The organism is Pectinatus frisingensis (assembly GCF_015732285.1).
Classification (GTDB): domain Bacteria; phylum Bacillota; class Negativicutes; order Selenomonadales; family Selenomonadaceae; genus Pectinatus; species Pectinatus frisingensis.
This window is the reverse complement of record NZ_WIQU01000022.1, coordinates 179,593-203,766: the sequence shown is the minus strand read 5'-3', so window position 1 is coordinate 203,766 and position 24,174 is coordinate 179,593. Positions and strand designations below refer to the sequence as shown.

Genomic DNA, 24,174 nt, shown 5'->3' with positions numbered 1-24,174 from the left:
CACTCCTATTAATTTACTCCGAAATCTTTAAACATCCTTTTTACATAGCGCCAGGCTTTTTCTGCCTGTCGAATTGTACTTTCCATTATCTGCGGATTCTTCACCACGGTCAGCAATAATTTTTTACGCCAGTTGCGATACTCAGCATCAAGCAACTGTAAGAATTCTTCCATTTCCTTTTGAACCGATACTTCCGGAATATTTGCCGGAACTATATTGCATTGAGCACCCTCTATCTGAGCTGTATCGGCATAAAACGGAGCATAAACATTATATTTATATTCATCTTTTATCTTTTCCGCCAGTGATTGTATCGAAAATGATTCCCCATGTACCAGAAATATTTGCTGTGGTGCATTCATCTTAATATGTCCCAGCCAATCCAATATCTGCTGATAATCACCATGTGCAGAAAAACCATCCAATTGTGCAATACGAGCCCGTACCGCTACTTCCTCACCCAATATTTTTACTCGTTTAATACCGTCGATAAGACGTCTGCCCAATGAACCTTCAGCCTGATATCCCACAAATAATACTGTCGACTCCGGCCGCCAAAGATTATGTTTCAGATGATGCAGGATTCGACCGGCATCACACATACCACTGGCCGATATTATAATTGAAGAACTTTCACTGCTGTTTAAAGCCTTTGATTCTTCAGCCGTACGACAAATTTTCACCTGAGGCATCTCAGGCAATTCACCGTTTTTTTGTAGCAGCTCAGCAGTTTTTTCATCAAATACTTTCATATTGTCTACAAAAACTTTAGTAGCCACAATTGCCAGCGGACTGTCAACAACAATCGGCATTTCATCGATACGTTTTTCCTTCCACAGCCGATATAAATAATATAAAAGCGTCTGAGTACGTCCTACCGCAAAAGCCGGTATGATAAGATTACCCCCGCGGTCCATAGTATCATTAATTATTTCTGCTAAAGCGGATTCCTTATCATATACTTGGTGCCGCCTGTCACCATAAGTGGATTCGACAATAAGATAATCAGCATCGCTTATCAGTTCAGGATCTTTTATAATTGGCTGGTCCGGCTGCCCTAAATCACCCGAAAATACTAATTTAACCGGTTTTTTTGTTTTTCCCGCAATATATACCTCAACAATTGACGAACCGAGAATATGCCCGGCATCACGAAATATTACAGTAATTCCATCAGTTAAGGCAAATTTTTCCCGATATTCAACAGGCTTAAACTGCAATAATGATTTTTGGGCATCTTCAATCGTATAAAGCGGTGCTATCGGTATCCGTCCTACCCGCAGGCCTTTACGATTAATTATTTCCGTATCACTTTCCTGAATATGTGCGCTATCCGGCAGCATTATTCCTGCCAGATCACAAGTGGCCTTAGTTGCATATATATTTCCCTTGAACCCATCCCGGCAAAGTTTCGGAATAAGACCGCAGTGATCTATATGCGCATGTGTCAGCAGTACAGCATCAATTTCTGCCGGTGAAAAAAGAAAGGGCCGATAATTAAGTTCCCGCAGCTGCCGACCGCCTTGAAACATACCACAGTCTATCAAGATTTTTTTCCCGTCCACCTCCAACAAATAACACGAGCCTGTGACAACATGTGCCGCCCCAAGAAACTGTAATTTCATTCAATATTCCCCCATATAACTGACGACGCATTATAAACATACATCATCAGATGTTGTTAAAGATTTACTTTTTCAGCCTATTCGCACCGTTCCCTTTCCCAGCAGCTCTTCTATAGTGCTGATAGTTTCAATATTTCCATCAATCCAGTACTGTTGCTGTGTCTTTATCTTCCTATTATTTGAAGAAAAATAAAAACATACCACATGATTTCCATGATGATTCATTAATATATCTTTTAATTTCTGTAATGATTCATGATTTTCCTGCATGGCATTTATTTGTATCCAAAATGTTTCTTCATATTTTTCCAAAGACATAATTTTAGCGGCAATTACTTTAAACCCTTCATCCAATAAATTTACCCGGCCCGATACAATTACAGGTTCCTCTTGAATTATTGAATTGACTGAATCGTAAAATACGTTGGGAAAAACCACAATTTCAACAGTTTGAGAAAAATCTTCCACCTGCATTATACACATAGTATCACCCTTACGCGTAGTCATTTTTTTAATACCGGTTATAATACCGGCAATACGCACATGAGCATTTTCCGAAACTTTTTCTTCAATCAGCTGAGCTGCTGATTTTATATGCTTTAATTTAGAGCGATATAAGTCGAGCGGATGGCCCGTAATATAAAATCCCGTTATTTCTTTTTCCCAATTCAGCCTTTCCAGCAATGGCAGTTCATCCATATCCGGCAGTTCTATCTTTTCCTGTTCAATCGGTGTCTCTCCAAATAATGATAATTGTCCGCTATCAGCGTCTTTGCGTTTTATTAAAGCCGTATCAACCAATTGATCAAGAACTGTCAAAAGCTGTGAACGTTTATTTCCAAAGGAATCAAAAGCTCCGCATCGTATTAAATATTCCAAAGTACGTTTATTGACGACTCTGCTGTCGACACGACAGCAAAAATCCATTACGGATTTAAACAAGCCATCTTTCTCACGAATGGTAATTATGTCATGCATTGCGGTTTCACCAACATTCTTAATAGCTGCCAAACCAAATCTGATACCACCTATTTCAACATCAGCTGTAAATGACGCACCGCTTAAATTTATATCTGGCGGCAAAATCTTTATCCCCATATGCTGACATTGCTCAATATAATTCTTAATTTTATCAGCATTTGCCATAAAACTAGTCAACATTGCCGCCATAAATTCATATGGAAAATGTGCTTTCAAATAAGCCGTTTGATATGCCACCAATGCATAAGCGGCACTGTGCGACTTATTGAATCCATAATCAGCAAAGTTTACCAATAAATCAAAAATTTTTTCCGCCAAATTTTTATTGATATTTTTTTTGGCAGTTCCTGACAAAAAATTTTCTTTTTGTGCCATTAGCACATCATGCTTTTTTTTACCCATAGCCCGACGCAGGATATCAGCCTGCCCCAGGGTAAAACCTGCCAGGACCTGCACTATTTGCATTACCTGTTCTTGATATAATACCACGCCGAATGTTTCTTTCAGTATAGGTTCAAGCAACGGATGCATATACGTCACCTTTTTTTTGCCGTGCCGCCCATTGATAAAATCTGTTACCATTCCACTGCCCAGCGGTCCTGGACGATACAAAGCTACCAAAGGTATCAGGTCAGAAAAATCTTCCGGCTGTAAATCCTTTACCAGCGCCGTCATACCAGATGATTCCATTTGAAACACACCGCATGTATCGCCCCTGCAAAGCATTTCCGAAGTTTTTTTATCATCCAAAGGGATATTGTGCAAATCAATATCAATATTTTTAGTAATTTTGATGTTTTTTATGGTATCGCCGATTACCGTAAGTGTCCTGAGTCCCAAAAAGTCCATTTTTAAAAGTCCGAGTTCTTCCACATAATCTTTATCATACTGCGTTACCAGCGTTCCTTCCGACATCTGAACCGGTACATAATCCGTAAGCGGATTACGCGCGATCACTATACCGGCAGCATGTGTCGATGAATGGCGCGGCATTCCTTCAATATCTTTAGCAAAATCGATCAAGCGATGAATTTGTGTATTTTCCTCATAAATTCTATTCAAATCTTTCGATTCTTTTAGTGCTTTATCAAGTGTCATTCCCAGTTCAGCAGGAATCATTTTAGCCACTTTATCAACATCATTATACGGAATATCCATAACTCTGCCGACATCGCGAATAGCACCCCGAGCCGCCATCGTTCCGAATGTTATTATCTGAGCAACATGATCTTCACCATAACGCTGTTTAACATACTCAATAACCTCTTCGCGCCTGATATAACAAAAATCAATATCAATATCCGGCATTGTCACCCGTTCCGGATTCAAAAACCTTTCAAACAACAAATCATATTTTAATGGATCAATATCAGTTATCCCCAATAAATAAGCTACGATACTGCCGGCGGCCGAGCCGCGGCCCGGGCCCACAGCAATGCCATTTTTGCGAGCAAAATTGATAAAATCCCAGACGATCAAAAAATAACTGTCATAACCCATATGATTTATTATGCCCAGCTCATACTCAAGCCTTTTTTTTACAGTATCTGTTATTTTCGCATAACACCCCGGCAGATTTTTTTCACACAAATCGCGCAAATATTGTTTGTCCGTCATCCCGTCCGGTAAGGGAAACTGTGGCAAATGCAAATGTCCAAATTCAAATTCAACATTACAGCGCTCGGCTATTTTCAATGAATTACTGATAGCTGACGGATAAGCAGCAAAAAGTTTCTGCATCTCCTGCGGCGACTTTAAATAATATTCATCACTAAAAAATCTCATTCTATCTGTATCAGCTAAGGTTTTACCAGTCTGGATACACAATAACACGTCATGAAACTCACTGTCAGACTTATTTAAATAATGAATATCGTTAGTTGCGACCAAATTCAGTCCGTATTCTTCCGCCAATTCGGCTAGAGCAGCGTCAACTTTGGCTTCTTCCGGCAGACCATGGTCTTGTACTTCCAGAAAAAAATTATCCCTGCCAAAAATATCTACGTATTCTTTCAAAACATCTTTCACCCGTATGCTGTCACCATTCAGGATAGCCTGAGGAATTTCACCGGCTATACAGGCACTTAATGCAATTATACCTTCATGATATCTGCGCAAAAGTTCCTTATCGACACGCGGTTTATAATACATGCCTTCAATATTAGCCAAAGAAACCAATTTTACCAGATTTTTGTAACCTACTGCATTCTCAGCCAACAGTATAAGATGATAATAGCGTACTCCGTTAACTTCAAAATTTTCCTGACGCTTTTTTGGTGCTACATAAACTTCACAGCCAATAATGGGCTTTATTCCTTCAGATTTGGCTGCTTTATAAAACTCAACAACGCCATACATATTGCCGTGATCTGTTATGGCAATAGCCGGCATCCCCATACGTTTGGCAGCCGCCGCTAATTTTTTTATCCGGCTTGCCCCGTCAAGCAAGCTGTACTCAGTATGCACATGCAAATGTACAAACTGTTCTTGATTATTAATTTCCTGCATATATTTATTTACCTCTGATTTTATCTGCTGTTATTTCTGAGCTTATATTTAGTATTTTATCATATAGCCAATTTTTAGGAAATGGCGGGTAAGATTTCTGCTATGTTGACTTTCCGCATCAGTGCCTTTATAATAAAAAAAGTTTATAACTTAACAAACAAATCTGCTTATGACACAGAATAGTAAAGCTGCGATATCTTTCAGAGAGCCGTTGGACGCTGCAAACCGGCATTTATCCAGTTTGAACTCACTGCTGAGGCTTCCGGAAAACCGGCGTTGATAGCGTTAATATACAAAGTGGACAGTTTACTGTCAATCAGGGTGGTACCGCGACATTGTCGTCCTTGGCTTTTGCCAGGGATTTTTTTATTTTAAGGAGGAAATCAAATGGACAAATATTGCCCACAGGAAATAGAAAAAAAATGGCAGGATCAATGGGAAAAAAGGGGCATCTATAAAACAGAAGATAATAATACCAAAGAAAAATATTATGTATTGGAAATGTTTCCTTATCCATCCGGCAATCTCCATATGGGACATGTGAGAAATTATTCAATTGGTGATGTTATCGCTCGTTTTAAAACAATGCAGGGATTTAATGTCCTTCATCCCATGGGATTTGATGCATTCGGTATGCCGGCCGAAAATGCCGCTATAAAACATGGCGTTAAACCTGCTGATTGGACATACTCCAATATGGACAATATGATTTGTCAGCAAAAGCGTATGGGACTTTCTTATGATTGGAGTCGGCTCGTACAAACCTGTTCTCCCGACTATTACCACTGGACACAATACTTATTCGAAGTATTTTATAAACAAGGCCTTGCCTACAAGAAAAAAGCCACTGCTAACTGGTGTGATTCCTGTAAAACCGTTCTTGCCAATGAACAGGTTATCGACGGACGCTGCTGGCGCTGTGATTCTCCGGTAATAAAAAAGGATCTGGAACAATGGTTTTTCAAAATAACCGATTATGCCGATACGCTGCTTAAAGATTTAAAAAAACTGCCTGGCTGGCCTAATCGGGTCAAAACAATGCAGGATAATTGGATCGGCCGCAGTGAAGGTGCCGAAATAAATTTTGCTATTCCTGACTTTGATGAACAAGTGACGGTCTATACCACAAGACCTGATACAGCTTTCGGCATAAGTTATATGGTGCTGGCTGTAGAACACCCATTGGTCGGTAAACTCATAAAAGGCCGTAAAAATGAAGCTGAAATCCGCAATTTTATCGATCGTGTCCACAACCAAAGTGAACTTGAACGTACTTCCGATAAATCAGAAAAAGAAGGTATATTTACCGGAGCTTATGCTATTAATCCATTCAATGGTGAAAAAGTACCCATCTGGGTTGCCAATTATGTACTATTTGAATACGGGACTGGTGCTGTCATGGGCGTTCCTACCCATGACAGCCGTGACTGGATGTTTGCCGGAAAATATAATCTTGGCAAAAAGATTGTTATAACTGACAATGACAATACTTTAGCAATTGACAATATGACTGATGCCTATACCGATGACGGTATATTGATAAATTCGGGTGAATTTACCGGAATGAATAACCGCAAAGCCATCCCAGCCATGATTGACTGGCTGGAAAAAAATCATTGCGGCAAACGACGGATAAATTATCGCCTGCGTGATTGGCTGATATCACGGCAGCGTTATTGGGGCGCTCCAATTCCTGTAATCTACTGCAAAAAATGCGGCACAGTACTTGTTCCTGAAAAAGATCTTCCGGTAAAATTACCGGAAGATGTAAAATTTGCTCCGGGAGTAGTCTCTCCACTGGCCCACAGTGAAAAATTCGTAAATTGTATCTGTCCACACTGCGGTGGGCCAGCTAAACGGGAAACCGATACCATGGATACGTTTATCTGTTCTTCATGGTATTACATGCGTTATGCCGATGCCAGGAACAATCAAGCTCCTTTTTCTAAAGAACTTGTCAATAAATGGCTGCCTGTCGATCAATATATCGGCGGCATTGAACATGCTATCTTACATCTTTTGTATTCTCGTTTTTTTACCAAAGTATTAAAAGATGCCGGAATGGTAAATTTTGATGAACCATTTACCAATTTACTTACTCAGGGCATGGTAATAAAAGATGGTGCAAAAATGAGCAAATCGATTGGCAATGTTGTCTCCCCAGAAGAAATAATCGGTAAATATGGTGCTGATACTGCCCGCCTATTTATATTGTTTGCCGCACCACCGGAACGTGATCTGGAGTGGAGCGATCAGGGTGTCGATGGTGCCTGGCGTTTCTTAAACCGCGTTTGGCGTATTATCTTACATTATGCTGATATAGTCAAAGAAAACAAACTCATTGATATACCAGCGCTTAACAACGATGAAAAAGAACTGCGCCGTATTCTTCATATTACAATACAAAAGGTCACTGAAGATATCGCTGAACGATCCAATTTCAATACGGCAATCAGCTCTATCATGGAACTGGTTAATGCTTTTTATGCCATAAAGGATAAACCTGTCCAGGCCGGGCTGATAAATGAAACAGGCACCTCACTATTACTTTTATTGGCACCTTTTGCCCCGCATATTACCGAAGAATTATGGCACAGGATCGGCAAATCGGGCAGTATCCATAAAGCTGCCTGGCCAAACTGCGATATCAAAGCTACACTTGCTGACAAGGTGGAAATAGTTATCCAGATAAACGGCAAAGTGCGTGACAAAATTACTGTTGCTGCGCAGGCCGGAGCAGATGAACTCAAGGAGCTTGCTATTCAGCTGCCGCGAATTCACGAACTTACTAAAGGTAAAACTATCATCAAAGCCATCTGTATTCCTAAAAAACTTGTAAATATAGTTGTAAAATAATTTTTTTATACTTTAACAACAATGGACTCCCATCTATTCAACGACGATGAGGAGTCCATTTGTATTTAACCGAATTTTTCAGTCAATAATTTTATAATTTGACCAATCCCTGCAATAAAAATTATATTCATAAAGTGCAGCAAATCCCATATGTGAATATAATGAAATTGCATTTTCATTTTTACTATGAACAATCAAATAAGCTGATTTGGCATTTTGTGTCATGCCATAGCTGAAAACAGCTTTGCAAATAGCACTGCCTATTCCCCTGCAACGATAATCATTGTCCACATGCAAATCGTATATACCAACATACCCACGTTCAACTGTCCCATAACCACAGCCTATTATTTTCCCATTGACAGTTACTTTTACAAAAATAGATTCAATAGCAATATTTTTCAGATTTTGACAATGAACAGTTATTAATTCTGGCAAATTTATACCTGAAAGTCTGACCGATGCGTTTAACCATTCACGATCAGGTCGATGCATACAGCTTAATCCTGCACAGCTGTTTGATTTTTCATATTCCAGCTTACGATACATGACCTGCACTGTCTTTACATTATGATAATCATGTGATAATAAAATATCATCAAAACCCTCTTGCAACGCAGGTGTGACCTTAAAAACTGATGGTAATTTATTATCAGCAAAAAGTTTTTCACAAATTTTTATCCTATCATCAATTTTTGCTTCTTTTGCATATCGAATAGGACAAACGCAATTAGCACGATAAGTATAATTATTGTTCAATCGCATTACCCAGCCATCCAACAGCACTGTTTTTGATGCCGGAACAGAATTAAGCAATAATTCTTCAATTAACCTGACGTCGCCACTTATTTTTGTCAGCTTCTTTCTCTTAATATTGTTATTAACTGGCTATATTGTTTATCTTTCTTCAAAATAAGCCCGCAGTTCAGTATCATTTTCAGCCGCTTTCAAAGCCAGCATTAATTTAAGGCGCGCTTTTTGCCCACTGCTTTCACCAGCCAGAATAACACCGGCAGGAATCAGTGACCCCGCACTGCCCTCATAGCTGTATACCGGTGCAACTCGTCCTGCAGTTACACGGGTTGCCATGACCACCGGAATATCATGTCGACGTGCCAATTCAATTCCTCTTTTCACTGCCGGTGGTACATTACCACAGCCAAACCCCTCTACCACTATTCCTTTTACACCTTTTTTGACCAGGCAATCAAACAAAAAACCATCCATACCGGCAGTTACCTTCAATAAATATACATCTTCTTCCAGAGAATCCGTATAAATTTTCTGCTGTTTTGCCCGATGTCGTTTCACTACAACACAATCATCATAAACGTAACCAAGCGGTCCCCACCATGGTGAAGCAAAAGTATCGGTATTAACTGAGTGAGTTTTTGTAACTTCACTTGCCGCGTGTATTTGATTATTTAATACCACTGTTACCCCTTGTCCAATCATAGCCGGGCTGATTACCGTCCTAACTGCCGCCAAAATATTCCCCGGACCATCCCAGCTCATATCCGATGCTCCCCTCATTGCTCCCGTCAGACAAATCGGTTTTTTTGTATGTGCAGACAAATCCAGCATATAAGCCGTTTCTTCTATAGTATCAGTACCATGTGTAACAATAATTCCCGCAACATCCCTGTCACTGGCTTTTATATCTATTAATTTTGCCAGCTCAAGCATCATCCTTGGTGTAATATGTCCACTAGGCACATTTGAATATTCCACCACCTCAATTTGTACCATATCTTTAAGCGGCGGCACTGCTTCCAAAAGATCTTCCCCGCTCACCGCCGGAATTAATCCACCGGCTGCTTTATCATATTTCATTGCAATGGTACCACCCGTCGTAATAGCTATAACTTTTTTCACCATAATTACCTTCTTGTTTGAATATTTTCTATTGCTGTAACATGGGCCCGTTCCGAATGATTTTTTCCGGCAAGATTTTATTTCATAATATTATACATTTTCTTCCAAATAAATTATTTCTCGATTATCATCATATTCAATGAGTTCAGCATATCGTTCCCAACCAATCAGCCATTCTAATTGTTGATGGGCTACGGTTTCACCAAATGTACGCGTTAATAACTCTTCAAAAAACTCTATATTCATCTGCTTATTTGATTTAGACTGCAAAATAGTCAACATTTTTTTTACAAATGGTACATGTTTCAAAAGCTGCCGGCGGAAAAGTTTTTTTCTGTCCAGTACACTGGCTCGGGCAAATTCCGTTCCATAATCAGTCAGCTCAATATCACCTTCCGTAACCTTAGTAAAATGCAATAAGGTTGACGCTTCTATCAAAGGCAGAAAATCTTCCATATCCATTACAAATCGATCTGCCAATTTATACAGATCCGTTTTTTCATTCAAATCTTCCAGCAACTCCAGGAAACCGGTTAAAGCACCAGCCGAAACGGCAGGAATTATATCTTTTTTTGACAATACCTGAAGCGGTGTAGTTCTATCCTTCTTTTTTGTCATTATTGAATATATTTCATCCACATAAGCAAGAAATTCTGCTGACTTTCTATCCCGCCAACGCGGTAAATCAATATTTATATTTTTAATTATCGTCGCCGGTCCTGATGATAAAATTACCGCTCTATCTGCCATATACACGGCTTCCTCAATTCCATGCGTAATTAATACAATAGATTTTGTAGGTATCTTTTTTTCCAGCCACAATTCCAATAAATCACGACGCAGATTTTCTGCCGTAAGTACATCAAGTGCTGAAAAAGCTTCATCCATCAACAATATATCCGGTTCACTGACCAATGCCCGGCCAATACCTACACGCTGCCGCATACCGCCGGAAAGTTCTTTAGGATAGGCATTTTCAAAACCATCCAACCCAACTATGTCAAGCACCTGCATTGACTTTTCCTTTTTCATTTCCGTACTCATTTTTTTTCGTTCCAAGCCAAGCATTACATTTTCTACGACAGTAAGCCAGGGGAATAATGCAAAAGACTGAAAAACCATTGCCACACCGGGATTAACCCCATGAATCTGCCTGCCAAGATACGACACTGTACCGCTCGTACTGGGAATAAGTCCTGCAATTATACGCAGCAATGTTGATTTGCCTGATCCTGACGGACCAAGCACTGCTAAAAATTCTCCCTCTTTCACTTGGAGATTTATATCTTCCAAAACAACAGAATCATCGCTGCCTTTTATTTTAAACGTTTTATTTATTCCTTTTAATTCCAGTAAATTATCCATTCTTAACTTCTCCTATTCAATCTAAATGATATTTGGTCTGTGCTAAATAATATAATTTATGCCAAAGAAAATGATTTATGAATACTACTATCACACACATAACAGTGAGTCCCACCAAAATTTCATTCCAATTGCCCGATGAAGTCGATGAGTTTATATAAGCACCGATTCCTGATGCCGTCAGAGTAATATCCTTCCAGCTGACCAGTTCTGACACAATACTAGCGTTCCATGCTCCACCGGACGCGGTTATAAGACCAGTTACCAGATTGGGAAATATACTAGGAAGGATAAATGAGCGCCATTTTTTCCAGCCTGCTAATTCAAAAACATCAGCTGCTTCCAATAAATCATTTGGTATACTCATTGCTCCGGCAATTACATTAAATAATATATACCACTGAGTGCCAAGCATCATCAGCAAAATTGACCCATATTCAAAATCTACATTGTACTGGACAAATAGAATAGTAATGAATGGAAAAAGCATGTTTGCCGGAAAAGATGCGGCCATTTGTACTATTGGCTGCATTTTTTGTGATAATTTAGGATTGAGCCCTATTTTAACTCCTACAGGAATTGTCCACAGCGCACCAAGCAGTAAAGCCGTAAAAACGCGTCCTGCTGTACATAATCCCAGCATAAAAGCCCCGCTTATTTCAGACATGCCTATATTATACAGCATAGCAGTTGCTTCCATCGCGGGCTTGTATAATAACCAAATAAAAAATATAATTACAATTACTTTGGCTATCCTTTGCCCGGTTAATGCTTCGGGAGTTTTTCTGTACATTTCAGAAACATCATCTATTTTGTCTACCGACCGCATGGCAATTTTATTAACCGACCGGCCCAATGGGACGAATAATCTATGATAAAGCCACTGTACAATAAAAGATTTATACAAAATATTATAAACGAACGATGTAGGTTGAATATCAGACTCAGATAATTCCAACTTAAAACGCTGCCCCCACACTACCAAAGGCCGCCAAAAGAACTGATCCACTAATAAAATCATGACCAGCATCGTTACCATCGCATACAGCATGGCCTGAATATTACCAGAATCAACTGCGACAGCCAAATATGAACCTATTCCCGGCAGATGAATATCTTCACCCAATACACTTATTGCCTCGCTGGCTGCCAAAAAAAACCAGCCGCCGCCAAAAGACATCATGCCATTCCAAATCAATCCTATTGCCGAAATAGGCAATTCAAGATTAATAAATCTCCGCCAAGCGTTGAAATGCAACATTTGCGACGCTTCTGTCAGATCCTTGGGTATAGTAATCAGCGAATGATAAAAACTAAAAGTCATATTCCATGCCTGTCCTGTAAAAATTGCTAAAATAGATGCACATTCCACACCGAACAGACTATGAGGAAACGCTGCCATAAGCGCTGCTATCGTAACCGATAAAAAACCCAAAACNAGATGCACATTCCACCCCGAACAGACTATGAGGAACCCCTGCCATAAGCGCTGCTATCGTAACCGATAAAAAACCCAAAACAGGTATTGACTGCAAAATATCAAGAATTGGTATCATTATTGCCCCTGCAGATTTAATTTTTGCAGCTATATAACCATAAACCAATGTAAAAATCAAAGAAAAAATAAAAGCAATGAACATTCGCAGTAAAGATCTACCGGCATAATAGGGCAGCATCGCCGGTGAAAGACTTATTTCAAGATGCTCTCCCTGAGAAAAAGGGGCATTCATCCCCATTCCTAATTTCAATATAGCATATAAAATAATAAAAATAATGCAAAGTATCCCTACATCCATTAAAGAAAATTTTCTTCTTGACAGGGATTTGGTAAATATTTCCATAAGGTACCTCCTACGATAATTGTAAATATTTTTTTACCGCCACCAGAGCCATCGTCCATATTTACCACCACCCTTATCAAAATAAATTTTTGTAACTAAATACAAAAACCCTCTCAAAAATCATGAGAAGGTTCCAAAACATCCGCTGCAGATTTCAATCGTCCAAGCTTTAGCACTGCATAACGTAGAGTAAATACTCAGCTATCTCGGGTAATACCTTATTTCGATAACACCTGTCCTACCCCTTGGCATCTCTCGATGTTTCCGGGCAATAGCCTATGTTTATTGCAGGAACCTCACCTAACAAAACTATATTAATTTTCCACTGGCTTATCTTAGCACTATGAATAATAAAATGCAATGTATTTTTCACTATTTACACAAATTTAACGTATTTTATTATGGCTGGCAAAAACCGCTGCAAAAATCAACAGCGGTTTAATTTATATTACTCCGTTCATAAAGTCAGCTTTGTTTTAATACGTTTTACAGCCCTTTTTGTATTTTCCTTATCACCGAATGCTGTAAGCCGGAAATAACCTTCCCCTGAAGGGCCAAAACCGGCTCCTGGCGTCCCGACAATATTTGCCTCAGACAATAATTTATCAAAGAAGTCCCATGACTTCATATCATTAGGTGTCTTAAGCCAGATATACGGAGCATTGATCCCGCCAAAATATTCTATACCGGCCCCGTCTAATCCCTCTCTAATTATCCTGGCGTTATCCATATAATAATTTATGGTCTGCATTATTTCCTTTTGCCCTTGTTCAGTCACAACAGCTTCCGCAGCCCGCTGAACAATATACGCCGTACCATTGAATTTAGTCGTATGGCGACGATTCCACAATGGATTTAAAGCCTGCTTTTCCCCTGCTTTAGTACGGGCAAAAACTGTTTTCGGTATAACTGTATAACCACAGCGCATTCCCGTAAAACCAGCGGTCTTAGAAAATGATCTGAATTCTATAGCTACATCTCTGGCTCCAGGTATTTCATAAATAGTCCTGGGAATATCAGCTTCTGTTATATAATAGGCATAAGCAGCATCATATAAAATAACAGCATCATTTTGTCTGGCATATTCTATCCATTTTGCAAGCTGTTCTCTGGTCAAAGTTGTCCCTGTAGGATTATTAGGGCAACATATATATATCATATCAACATGCTGTTTCGGTATTTTAGGAACAAAATTATTATCCGCCGTGCATGGCATATATACCACATTGGAAAAAATCCCTTTAGTTTCATCATAGCCGCCCGTACGTCCAGCCATAACATTAGTATCAAGATATACCGGATAAACCGGATCTGTTATCGCAATAATATTATCAGTGCCAAATATTTCCTGAATATTGCCGCAGTCACTTTTTGCCCCGTCACTAACGAAAATTTCATCAGGTGCTATATCAGCTCCGTGAGCGTGATATACTGTTTTAACAATCTTTTCCCGTAAAAAATCATATCCCTGTTCCGGTCCATAACCACGAAATGTACTGGCATCAGCCATTTCATCGACTGCTTTATGTAAGGCTTTAATTACCACGGGTGCCAGCGGTTGTGTAACATCGCCGATACCTAAACTTATAATATCAGCTGAAGGATTCTTGTCTTTAAAAGCTTTTACACGACGAGCTATTTCGGCAAATAAATAACTGCCCGGCAATTTCAAATAATTTTCATTAACTACTGTCATCAGCCTGCACTTCCTTATTTTAAATTTATCAATATGCAAAAAAAGCTGTCCATAATCCAAATTATGTACAGCTTCTTTGCATCTAATATTATTTTACTGATTTTCCTTTGCCACTGCAACTAATTTTGTAAAAGCAACAGCATCATTAATTGCCAAATCAGCCAGCATCTTGCGGTTTACTTCAACATTTGCCTTGGTCAATCCATAAATCAAACGGCTATAAGACATTCCATTGATACGGGCTGCTGCATTAATGCGGGCAATCCATAATTTACGAAAATCACCTTTTTTAGCGCGGCGATCTCTGCGGGCATAATACAACGCCTTCATTACTGTTTCATTGGCTTTTTTAAACTGTTTACTCTTAGAACCTTTATAACCTTTAGCTAGCTTTAATATTTTTTTATGGCGCGCATGTGCAGTAACGCCTGTTTTAACTCTTGGCATTTATCTTTCCTCCTGAAATTTTATATTAAGCGTACGGAAGCATTCTGCGGACGCGATTATGATCAGCAGCTGTAATGATAGTAGCTTTTCTCAAATTACGTTTACGTTTGGGTGATTTCTTTTCCAAAATATGGCTTTTAAAAGATTTATTGCGTTTGTATTCACCTGTACCGGTAGCAGTAAAACGTTTAGCTGCCGCACGGCGTGTTTTCATTTTTGGCATTATTAATTTCCTCCCTTAATCTGTTTTGGAACCAAAATCATTATCATATTTTTGCCTTCCAGCTTAGGAGCACGCTCAACAACAACGGACTCCGACAATGCATCGGCAACTTTAAGCAAGAGTTCACGGCCTAATTCCGGGTGAGAAAGTTCCCTGCCACGAAACATAATTGTGACTTTTACCTTATTACCATCATTTATAAAACGTAAAGCATTTTTCGTCTTGACATCAAAATCATGCTGTTCAATGTTAGGGCGCAGCTTTACTTCTTTCATCGTTATGATTTTCTGTTTTTTACGTGCTTCTTTTTCACGTTTCTGCTGCTCATAACGATATTTACCAAAATCCATAATTCGGCACACCGGTGGCTTTCCCTTAGGAGCCACCTCTACCAAATCCAGATGAGCTTCTTCTGCACGTGCTAACGCCTCTCTTATAGGCATTATCCCCAGCTGATTACCACTAACGTCTGTTACACGTACTTCGCGTACGCGGATTTCTTCATTTATCCTCAAGCTATCTTTACTAATATCAAATCACCTCTTTATAAAAATATATACCAAAAAAAGGGCGGCACACAACCACCCTTCTATCCGTCAATATCAACCTGACTGACTATACATCATCAGGTGAGAAGCGGTGGCTCCTGCTTAAACAACGATAGTAGTATATCATATACCTGATGCACTGTCAAATTATATTCGAATAATATAAAATTCCTTCATAATTTTTTCACTAATTTACACTATATTTAAAATAATTATAGTTTTTAAACATCTACTTATGCTATAATAAATGACATAAATATACTTAACTTATAAAACTATACCATATTTATCACGTCCATGACAAGGGATTATTTTATAGTACCAAGCAGACTGTCTGCGCTAAATAACAGTTAGATACAATTAGAAATCACCTTGAAATTTATATCATGCGACCGATTTAGGAGGAGCAAAATGGAACTCAAACAACTGGAATATTTTCAAATGACCAGTAGATTAAAAAACATTACCCGGGCCGCTAAACGGCTGCGCGTATCTCAGCCCAATATTACGGTGGCCATAAAAAAATTAGAAGCAGAACTGGGTATACAGCTTTTTGATCGAAGCCAAAAACAATTATCACTGACCCCGGAAGGCGCAGTTTTCCTTAACAGGATATCTTTGGCATTGCGTAATATCCAAGATGCAGTGCTGGAAGTAAATGATTATAAGCAATTGCAAAAAGGTACTATAAAAATTGGCATTCCTTCAATGATTGGTGCATTTTTATTTCCTAAGATTTTTTCCAGTTTTCAAAAAAAGTATTCTAACCTGGATATTTATTTATACGAAGAAGGGTCAATGACCATCCGCGAACAAATAGACCGTGACGAACTGGATTTCGGCATAGTTATTTTATCCGGTGCTTCGTCCAGTTTAGAGCTTTTACCCATGTCACGTAACCAGTCCGTTGCCTGTCTGCCTTTAAACCACCCCTTAGCTCAAAAAGAATCAATTGCTATAAGTGATATTGAAAATCAAAACATCATTATGCTTAAAGACGGTTCTTATCTGCGTAATCTATTGCTGCAGAAAATGTCCAGCGAAAATATAAAAGCCAATGTTGTTTTAGAATCAAACCAAATAGAAACAATAAAAGGATTAGTGGCCAGTAATGTGGGTATGGCATTTTTACTGGATTTTGTTGTAAAAGATGCTAAAAACATAAAAGTCCTTCCATTTGAAAACCCGATATTCGTTGATGTTGGCCTGGCATGGAAAAAAGACCGTTACATATCAAAAGCAGCCCAATCTTTTATTGAATTTTGTCAGGATACATTAAAATAATTTATTTATAAGACATCTTTGATTTTAATGACCGTTTTTTAAAGAATAAGAGGCAGCAGTAAAAATTAAAATTTTTACTGCTGCCTCTTATTCTTACTCTAACTTTTATTCAACATCGATAAATTTATCCCAATCATAATATCGATGGCATATTCCCCCTACTTAACGGTGCCTAAGTCAAAACTTCTTCTCATCCACCAATTCGTGCTGCACTACCCTTGCAGATACTCGGATCCAACAGAATGAAATGCATGCTTGCAATTAGTGGATTCCTTGCAATCAAAACGATGTTCACATTCTTGTTTGTAACAAACCATTTTCTGAGCGCTGTTTTTTTGGTAATAACGCACTACATTCACGTTTTTTTGTAAATTCAGACAAAATGGTTTTTCATTAATAAAAGTCTGCTTAGCCATAATTACACATCCTTTCATGATAGCTTATATTTTACTATTTTCGACAGTTATAAACTATATCCTCCTCAAATTCTTATTTTTTATAATTTTTTTTTAGTATATAATAATTATAATTTATTGATTATGGCAAAAGCATTTTAAAAATTAATAATATATATAGTAAAAATACTATGTTTTTATATAATTATACTATTTTACATCTATATATTCAGCTGATAGAATATTGCCTATAACAATTTAGGAGTGATTACTTTTATGCATAATAATATCAGAGGAATCCTTTACACATTCATTTTTGCCATTCCGGCTTATTTTTTAGGCAATTTATTTCCCATCATCGGCGGACCTGTCTTTGCAATATTATTAGGCATACTAGCCGCCGGATTTAAACGGCCTGCAACTTTTGAACCGGGTATAAAGTTCACGGGGAAAAAAATACTGCAATATTCCATAATACTGCTTGGCTTTGAAATGAATTTATTTAATGTCCTTAAAATAGGTTCTCATTCTTTTTATGTAATGATTTTTACATTACTTACGTCTTTCGTCGTTGCCTGGTCAATTGGCAAATTGCTCGCACTTGATCGCTGCACCACCACATTGATCGGAGCAGGAACTGCTATCTGCGGCGGTTCGGCAATAGCCGCCTTAGCCCCGGTCATTAACGCCGAAGACAAAGATATTGCTTTTTCGATTTCCACAATTTTCCTTTTTAATGTTATTGCCGTATTTCTTTTTCCTTTTCTAGGGCACTTAATAGGTATGTCAGACACCGGTTTCGGTATGTGGGCCGGTACAGCTATCAACGATACTTCCTCTGTTGTAGCTGCCGGTTATTCTTATAGTACTGCTGCTGGTAGTTATGCCACTATTGTAAAATTGACCCGGGCATTGATGATTGTTCCCGCCTGTGTGTTTTTCGCTGTTCTTACCGCCCGCTGTAACAAAAAAAGCAGTAATTTTAATTTTTATAAAATATTTCCCTGGTTTATTTTATGGTTTATCGTTGCTTCAATTATTAATACCATCGGTATTATTCCGGAAAGTATAACTCATTTGCTTGGATCGGCAGGCAAATTTTGCATAATTTTAGCGATGAGTGCAATCGGGTTAAATACAAATCTTCATTCATTGGTCAAAAATGGCTTTCGTCCTATTTTACTTGGATTGTGTTGCTGGTTTGCAGTTGCTGCAGTCTCTCTCGTTGTTCAACATGTTCTTGGATTGATATAAGCCCTGTAAAAAATTAGTGCAGTAACGTAATAAAAAACGTACTGCACTAATTTTTTTATCTGAAATCATTTAGTTTTTATATGTCTAAAAGCTTTTTGCGCTATATCTTTGCGAAAATACATATTATTGAATTTTATCAAATTTACGTCTTGATACGCCTTATCTATTGCCGCTTTCATATCTGCTCCAACAGCTGTCACACCTAACACCCTGCCGCCATCCGTAACAAGCTTTCCATTATTTTCTCTTGTTCCGGCATGAAAGACAAGTGCACCGGTCTGCTGTGCCTCAGCAAGGCCATCAATGATATCCCCTTTATTATATTTACGCGGATAACCTCCTGCTGCCAATACCACACAAACTGCCGCATCATCAGACCATTTAATTGACATCTGCTTCAAAGTACCATTGACACATGACAGCATTATTTCCATTAAATCACTTTCAAGCAATGGCAAAATGACCTGTGTTTCCGGATCACCAAAACGGGCATTAAACTCAATTACTTTAGGTCCGTCACTGGTTATCATGAGCCCGGCATATAAGCAGCCTCGATATTTTTTCCCTTCATTGTTCATTGCAGCAATTATCGGTTCCAATATTTCTGCTTGAATTTGCTCCAGCATTTTTCCATCAACTATTGGAGCTGGTGCATATGTTCCCATTCCTCCGGTATTTGGTCCTTTATCTCCATCAAAAATACATTTGTGATCCTGCGAAGGAATCATCGGAACGATCGTTTCCCCATCAGTAAAAGCCAATACTGAGGCTTCTTCACCAATCAAACATTCCTCTATTACAATACTGTCACCAGCGCTGCCAAACGCTTTATCACACATTATTTCATCGACTGCTTCATTTGCCTGTTCCACGGTTTGTGCCACTATTACACCCTTACCGGCAGCCAGTCCGTCAGCCTTTACAACAATTGGTGCACCCATTTTTTTTATATATTCTTTAGCTGCTGCTGCATCAGTAAAACTCTCATAAGCTGCAGTAGGTATCTTATATTTTCGCATTATATCTTTTGAAAATGATTTCGACCCTTCCAACCGGGCAGCTGCTTTCGTCGGACCAAACACCGCTATATCAGCTGCCTGTAAATCGTCAACCAATCCATTAATCAAAGGGACTTCCGGACCGATAACCGTCAATCCAATATTTTTCCGTCTGGCAAAATCAACAATTTTTTTATTATCATCTATAGCAATGTCTGAAATACATTCAGCGTTATTTTTTATTCCCGGATTACCCGGTATAGCATATATTTTGTCCACATTCGATCCTTGTGCCAATTTCCATACTAACGCGTGTTCGCGGCCGCCGGAACCAATTACTAAAATATCCAAATTTTTCTCCTCTCCTAAAACGGGGTTGTCGCACGTGCCCATTTTCGTTCATAAATATACAATATTCCACTCTTTTTATCCGCCCCGAAAAAGATGGGATACCGTATAGCGGTAGTGGATTGCATCTTTATGAAGTCAATGCTGTTCATGCGACAGCCCCTTTAATTTATAAACTATTTATTTAACTGCCCGGCTAAATATTTTTGGATGCATTCATCATACTGTGCCGTATGTCTAAACGCCTCCTGTGCCAACTGCATGCGAAAATCTGCAGAAACCTCACCATTTTTTAAAATCATATCAGCAACTTTTCCATAGTTTGACGGATTTACAATCACCGTTACATATTTAAAATTCTTGGCAGCCGCCCTGATCATTGCCGGACCGCCAATATCAATATTTTCAATAGCTTCAGCCAAGGTTACATTAGGTTTGGCAATTGTCTGACGAAACGGATAAAGATTGACTACAACCAAATCAATAGCAGTAATTTTATGATCATGCATAGCCTGCAAATGATTGGGATTGTCACGAACTGCCAAAATTCCACCATGTATATACGGATTAAGTGTTTTTACCCTGCCATCCATAATTTCCGGAAAACCTGTAACATCACTTACATAAAGTACAGGTATACCGGCTTCTTTTATTGCCCGCATCGTTCCACCGGTAGATACAATTTCTATCCCGGCCGCATGAAGTTTACGTGCTAATTCAACAATACCCGATTTATCAGAAACACTAAGCAGCGCCCGCCTTATTTTCAAGATAATCCCCCACTTGTATTATTTTTTATCAATACCTTGCGCCCTTCAATATGAAGTTTACCGGTCAAATACAATTCAATTGCTTTTGGATATATAATATGCTCCTGTCCCAACACACGTGCAGCCAATGTTTCTTCTGTATCAGTATCAAACACCGGCACAGCCGCCTGAGCGATAATCGGACCACTATCCATACCCTCATCAACAAAATGTACTGTACAGCCCGATACCTTAACACCATAGGCCAAAGCATCACGATGAGCATGTGCTCCCACAAAGGAAGGTAGTAACGCCGGATGAATGTTTAAAATATGATTTTTATAATTTCTGATAAATGCAGCACTTAAAATCCGCATAAATCCTGCCAAAATAATATGTTCAACCTCATATTCTCTCAGTTTCTCCAGCAATTTTGCTTCAAAATCCTCACGCATGGCATATTTTTTTCTGTCTATGCATATATTTGGTATATTATTTTTTTCAGCGCGCTGCAATGCCATTACTGCCGGTTTGTCAGTTATCACCAAACCAATCTCGGCTGAAATTTTCCCCTCATCAACAGCATCTATAATTGACTGCAGATTAGTACCGCGCCCTGATGCCAAAATTCCTAAAACGGGTTTATTCATCAAATATCCCGCCTTTAATAGTTACACCCCTGGCGCCGGAAACTATTTTACCAATGATATGCACTTTTTCTTGCTGTACCTGGAGTTGTTCAGTGATCGCCTGTACATCTTCCGGAGCAGCAACCATGATCATACCGATCCCCATATTAAAAGTCCTGTACATTTCGTGCCAGTCCACATTTCCCCATTTTTGCAACAGCCTAAAAATAGACGGCATCTGCCAAGCGGCAGCATCTATCAGCGCATCACAGCCTGATGGCAGAATGCGGGGTATATTATCATAGAAACCGCCGCCGGTTATATGCACCAATGCATGAATATCAAATTTTTCAATCAATGGCAGACATACCTTAGGATAAAGCCTTGTCGGTTTTAATAATTCTTCCGCTAAAGTAGTACCCAGTTCATTAAAATATTCCTTACCGGTAAATTTCTTATGTTCAAAACAAATTTTTCGCACCAAAGAATAGCCATTGGAATGAATGCCTGTTGAAGGCAATCCTAACAGGACATCTCCATTCGCCACCTTGTCACCGGTTATTATTTTCGATTTTTCCACTGCACCGACAGTAAAACCGGCGATATCATATTCTCCATCAGAATAAAATCCCGCCATTTCTGCTGTCTCTCCGCCGATAAGTGCACAGCCTGATTCCTTGCAGGCAGCTGCAACCCCTTTTACAATAGCCGCTACTTTAGCAGGTTCTAATTTGCCAACTGCTAAATAATCAAGAAAAAACAATGGCTCAGCCCCCTGGACCAAGACATCATTAACACACATAGCAACGGCATCCTGACCAATCGTGTCATGTTTATCAAACATAAATGCCAATTTAAGCTTAGTACCGACACCGTCAGTTCCTGATACCAATACCGGTTCTTTATACTTACCGCCTAATGCGAATAAACCGCCAAATCCTCCTAAATCTCCCAATACTTCCGGACGATAGGTTGCTCTTACACTATCTTTTATCAGCGAAACTGAATAATTTCCGGCATCAATATCCACACCAGCATCGCGATATGTCAATCCTGTACTTTTCACGTCAGACATTTTATCTCCCATCAAATAAGATATTATACCTCATCTATTTTTGGCATGTTCAAAAACATATTTATCATTGCCGACAGTATCACCCTTAGGTCCTTCCACCGGATAATAATTATTGAAGCAAGCATAACACATATCATTGCTGTCAGCATCCTTAATGCTTTTTTTCAATCCTTCCAACGAAAGAAAATGCAATGAATCAGCACCTATATATTTACGTATTTCATCTACTGTTTTAGTTGCCGCAATAAGTTCCTTACGTATTGAAGTGTCTATTCCGTAATAACAAGGATACCCTATTGGCGGTGAACTGACACACATGTGTATCGATTTGGCTCCAGCCTTGCGCAACATATGAACGATCTTGCCGCTGGTAGTACCCCGCACAATAGAGTCATCGACCATTATTACATTTTTTCCCCTTACAGCCGAAACTATCGGATTAAGTTTTAGCTTGACAGCAGTATCACGTTTTTTTTGTGTCGGTTGTATAAAAGTACGGCCAATATAACGATTTTTGATTAATCCTTCAACAAAAGGAATACCTGATTCATAGGCAAATCCGGTTGCCGCAGTAGTACCTGAATCCGGCACAGAAATGACCACATCACCCTTAAACCCCGATTCTTTGGCCAAAATACGTCCCATCATAAACCGGGCATCATGAACACTTTGTCCGTCAATAACACTATCAGGTCTAGCAAAATAAATATACTCAAAAACGCAGGCGGCTTTTTTTTCTACCTTAGCAAACTTATATGATTTGAGTCCATTTTTATCAATTACTACCAGTTCACCCGGTTCAACATCACGCATATATTTTACTCCGGCAACGGGCAGTGCGCATGATTCTGACGATAAGACCCATGCATCATTGGACTTTCCAATACATAATGGCCTAAAGCCATGCGGATCGCGCACACCAATCAATTTATCTTCGGTCATGATTGTCAAACAATAGGCACCCTTAATCTTTTTCAGGCTTTCCATTATTTTATCTTCAATAGAAGTCTTTTTGGATTTAGCAATAAGATTAACAAAGACTTCCGTATCGATAGATGTTTGAAACACATTCCCTTCCTGTTCCATTTCGTGACGTATCTGAGCAGCATTGGTAAGATTGCCATTGTGTGCCAAGCTTATTTTACCGCCGGCATAATTCACTATCAGCGGCTGAGTATTAGCCAACAGACTTGAACCGGTAGTTGAATAGCGCACATGCCCGATAGCAATATATTGATTATCCATATGGGGGATTTGATGACGAAATACTTCATTCACCAATCCCATCCCCCGGGAAACGTCCATCCACGCACCATCAGTCACAGCTATACCGGCACTTTCCTGACCGCGATGCTGCAATGCATAAAGGCCCAGATAAGTCATTAAAGAAACATCTTCAGTATGAGAATAAGCGCCGAATACGCCGCATTCTTCATGCCATTCACTTGATGTGGAAATATCAGCCATCTATTATTTT

The 24,174-nt window shown here is 39.0% G+C and carries 19 protein-coding genes, 1 riboswitch and 1 other annotated feature; of the genes, 3 read left to right on the top strand and 16 right to left on the bottom strand.

Annotated features, from left to right (window positions below; all coding sequences use genetic code 11):
• Positions 1-8: 8 nt before the first annotated feature.
• Positions 9-1,625, bottom strand: coding sequence for an MBL fold metallo-hydrolase RNA specificity domain-containing protein (locus tag I6751_RS03905; RefSeq protein ID WP_196591772.1), 1,617 nt, complete (start codon positions 1,623-1,625; stop codon positions 9-11).
• Between the two features lie 72 nt (positions 1,626-1,697).
• Positions 1,698-5,114 carry a DNA polymerase III subunit alpha gene (locus I6751_RS03900; protein WP_196591771.1) on the bottom strand — a complete coding sequence of 1,139 codons (3,417 nt, stop codon included), beginning with the start codon at positions 5,112-5,114 and terminating at the stop codon, positions 1,698-1,700.
• A 159-nt stretch (positions 5,115-5,273) separates the two neighbouring features.
• Positions 5,274-5,463, top strand: a binding site (T-box leader).
• A gap of 38 nt (positions 5,464-5,501) precedes the next feature.
• Here I6751_RS03900 and leuS point away from each other — a divergent pair.
• Positions 5,502-7,970 (top strand): leucine--tRNA ligase, encoded by a 2,469-nt coding sequence (leuS, locus tag I6751_RS03895; protein WP_196591770.1) that lies wholly within the window; start codon positions 5,502-5,504, stop codon positions 7,968-7,970.
• A gap of 78 nt (positions 7,971-8,048) precedes the next feature.
• On the opposite strand, the gene I6751_RS03890 is transcribed toward leuS, so the two are convergent.
• The 8 genes from I6751_RS03890 to infC form a co-directional block, all read right to left on the bottom strand.
• Positions 8,049-8,798, bottom strand: coding sequence for a GNAT family N-acetyltransferase (locus I6751_RS03890; RefSeq protein WP_462139362.1), 750 nt, complete (start codon positions 8,796-8,798; stop codon positions 8,049-8,051).
• A 69-nt stretch (positions 8,799-8,867) separates the two neighbouring features.
• Positions 8,868-9,848 carry an asparaginase gene (locus I6751_RS03885; RefSeq protein ID WP_196591768.1) on the bottom strand — a complete coding sequence of 327 codons (981 nt, stop codon included), beginning with the start codon at positions 9,846-9,848 and terminating at the stop codon, positions 8,868-8,870.
• Positions 9,849-9,935: 87 nt separating this feature from the next.
• The gene (locus tag I6751_RS03880) at positions 9,936-11,210 is read right to left on the bottom strand and encodes an ABC transporter ATP-binding protein (RefSeq protein ID WP_182188386.1); all 1,275 of its coding nucleotides are present in this window, start codon (positions 11,208-11,210) and stop codon (positions 9,936-9,938) included.
• 16 nt (positions 11,211-11,226) lie between these two features.
• A complete protein-coding gene (locus I6751_RS03875) occupies positions 11,227-12,612 on the bottom strand; it encodes an ABC transporter permease (RefSeq protein WP_231038025.1) in 1,386 nt (461 codons plus the stop codon).
• 585 nt (positions 12,613-13,197) lie between these two features.
• Positions 13,198-13,366: riboswitch (M-box (ykoK) riboswitch) on the bottom strand.
• 142 nt (positions 13,367-13,508) lie between these two features.
• Positions 13,509-14,747, bottom strand: coding sequence for an LL-diaminopimelate aminotransferase (locus I6751_RS03870; protein WP_196591766.1), 1,239 nt, complete (start codon positions 14,745-14,747; stop codon positions 13,509-13,511).
• A 93-nt stretch (positions 14,748-14,840) separates the two neighbouring features.
• Positions 14,841-15,194, bottom strand: coding sequence for a 50S ribosomal protein L20 (gene rplT / locus I6751_RS03865; protein WP_182188383.1), 354 nt, complete (start codon positions 15,192-15,194; stop codon positions 14,841-14,843).
• 25 nt (positions 15,195-15,219) lie between these two features.
• Positions 15,220-15,417 carry a 50S ribosomal protein L35 gene (gene rpmI, locus I6751_RS03860; RefSeq protein ID WP_196591765.1) on the bottom strand — a complete coding sequence of 66 codons (198 nt, stop codon included), beginning with the start codon at positions 15,415-15,417 and terminating at the stop codon, positions 15,220-15,222.
• Positions 15,418-15,419: 2 nt separating this feature from the next.
• Entirely contained in the window at positions 15,420-15,932 is a 513-nt protein-coding gene (gene infC / locus I6751_RS03855) for a translation initiation factor IF-3 (RefSeq protein ID WP_182188381.1), read from the bottom strand.
• A 444-nt stretch (positions 15,933-16,376) separates the two neighbouring features.
• On the opposite strand from infC, the gene I6751_RS03850 reads away from it, so the two are divergent.
• Entirely contained in the window at positions 16,377-17,249 is an 873-nt protein-coding gene (locus I6751_RS03850) for a LysR family transcriptional regulator (RefSeq protein ID WP_196591764.1), read from the top strand.
• 212 nt (positions 17,250-17,461) lie between these two features.
• Here I6751_RS03850 and I6751_RS03845 read toward each other — a convergent pair whose 3' ends face one another.
• Positions 17,462-17,665: a hypothetical protein gene (locus tag I6751_RS03845; RefSeq protein ID WP_182188379.1), complete on the bottom strand. Its 204-nt coding sequence runs from the start codon at positions 17,663-17,665 to the stop codon at positions 17,462-17,464.
• 255 nt (positions 17,666-17,920) lie between these two features.
• Between I6751_RS03845 and I6751_RS03840 the strand changes: the two genes are divergently transcribed.
• Positions 17,921-18,898, top strand: a complete 978-nt coding sequence (locus I6751_RS03840) for a YeiH family protein (RefSeq protein ID WP_196591763.1) — start codon at positions 17,921-17,923, stop codon at positions 18,896-18,898.
• Positions 18,899-18,963: 65 nt separating this feature from the next.
• On the opposite strand, the gene purD is transcribed toward I6751_RS03840, so the two are convergent.
• From purD to purF, 5 genes are all read right to left on the bottom strand, one after another.
• Complete coding sequence (purD, locus tag I6751_RS03835; RefSeq protein WP_182188377.1) at positions 18,964-20,247, bottom strand: phosphoribosylamine--glycine ligase; 1,284 nt, start codon at positions 20,245-20,247, stop codon at positions 18,964-18,966.
• 173 nt (positions 20,248-20,420) lie between these two features.
• Positions 20,421-21,014, bottom strand: a complete 594-nt coding sequence (locus tag I6751_RS03830) for an IMP cyclohydrolase (RefSeq protein ID WP_196591762.1) — start codon at positions 21,012-21,014, stop codon at positions 20,421-20,423.
• Positions 21,011-21,643 (bottom strand): phosphoribosylglycinamide formyltransferase, encoded by a 633-nt coding sequence (gene purN, locus I6751_RS03825; RefSeq protein ID WP_196591761.1) that lies wholly within the window; start codon positions 21,641-21,643, stop codon positions 21,011-21,013. Before purN ends, I6751_RS03830 begins: the two co-directional genes overlap by 4 nt.
• Positions 21,636-22,697, bottom strand: a complete 1,062-nt coding sequence (gene purM / locus I6751_RS03820; RefSeq protein WP_196591760.1) for a phosphoribosylformylglycinamidine cyclo-ligase — start codon at positions 22,695-22,697, stop codon at positions 21,636-21,638. Before purM ends, purN begins: the two co-directional genes overlap by 8 nt.
• A gap of 30 nt (positions 22,698-22,727) precedes the next feature.
• Entirely contained in the window at positions 22,728-24,164 is a 1,437-nt protein-coding gene (gene purF / locus I6751_RS03815; RefSeq protein WP_196591759.1) for an amidophosphoribosyltransferase, read from the bottom strand.
• Positions 24,165-24,174 lie beyond the last annotated feature (10 nt).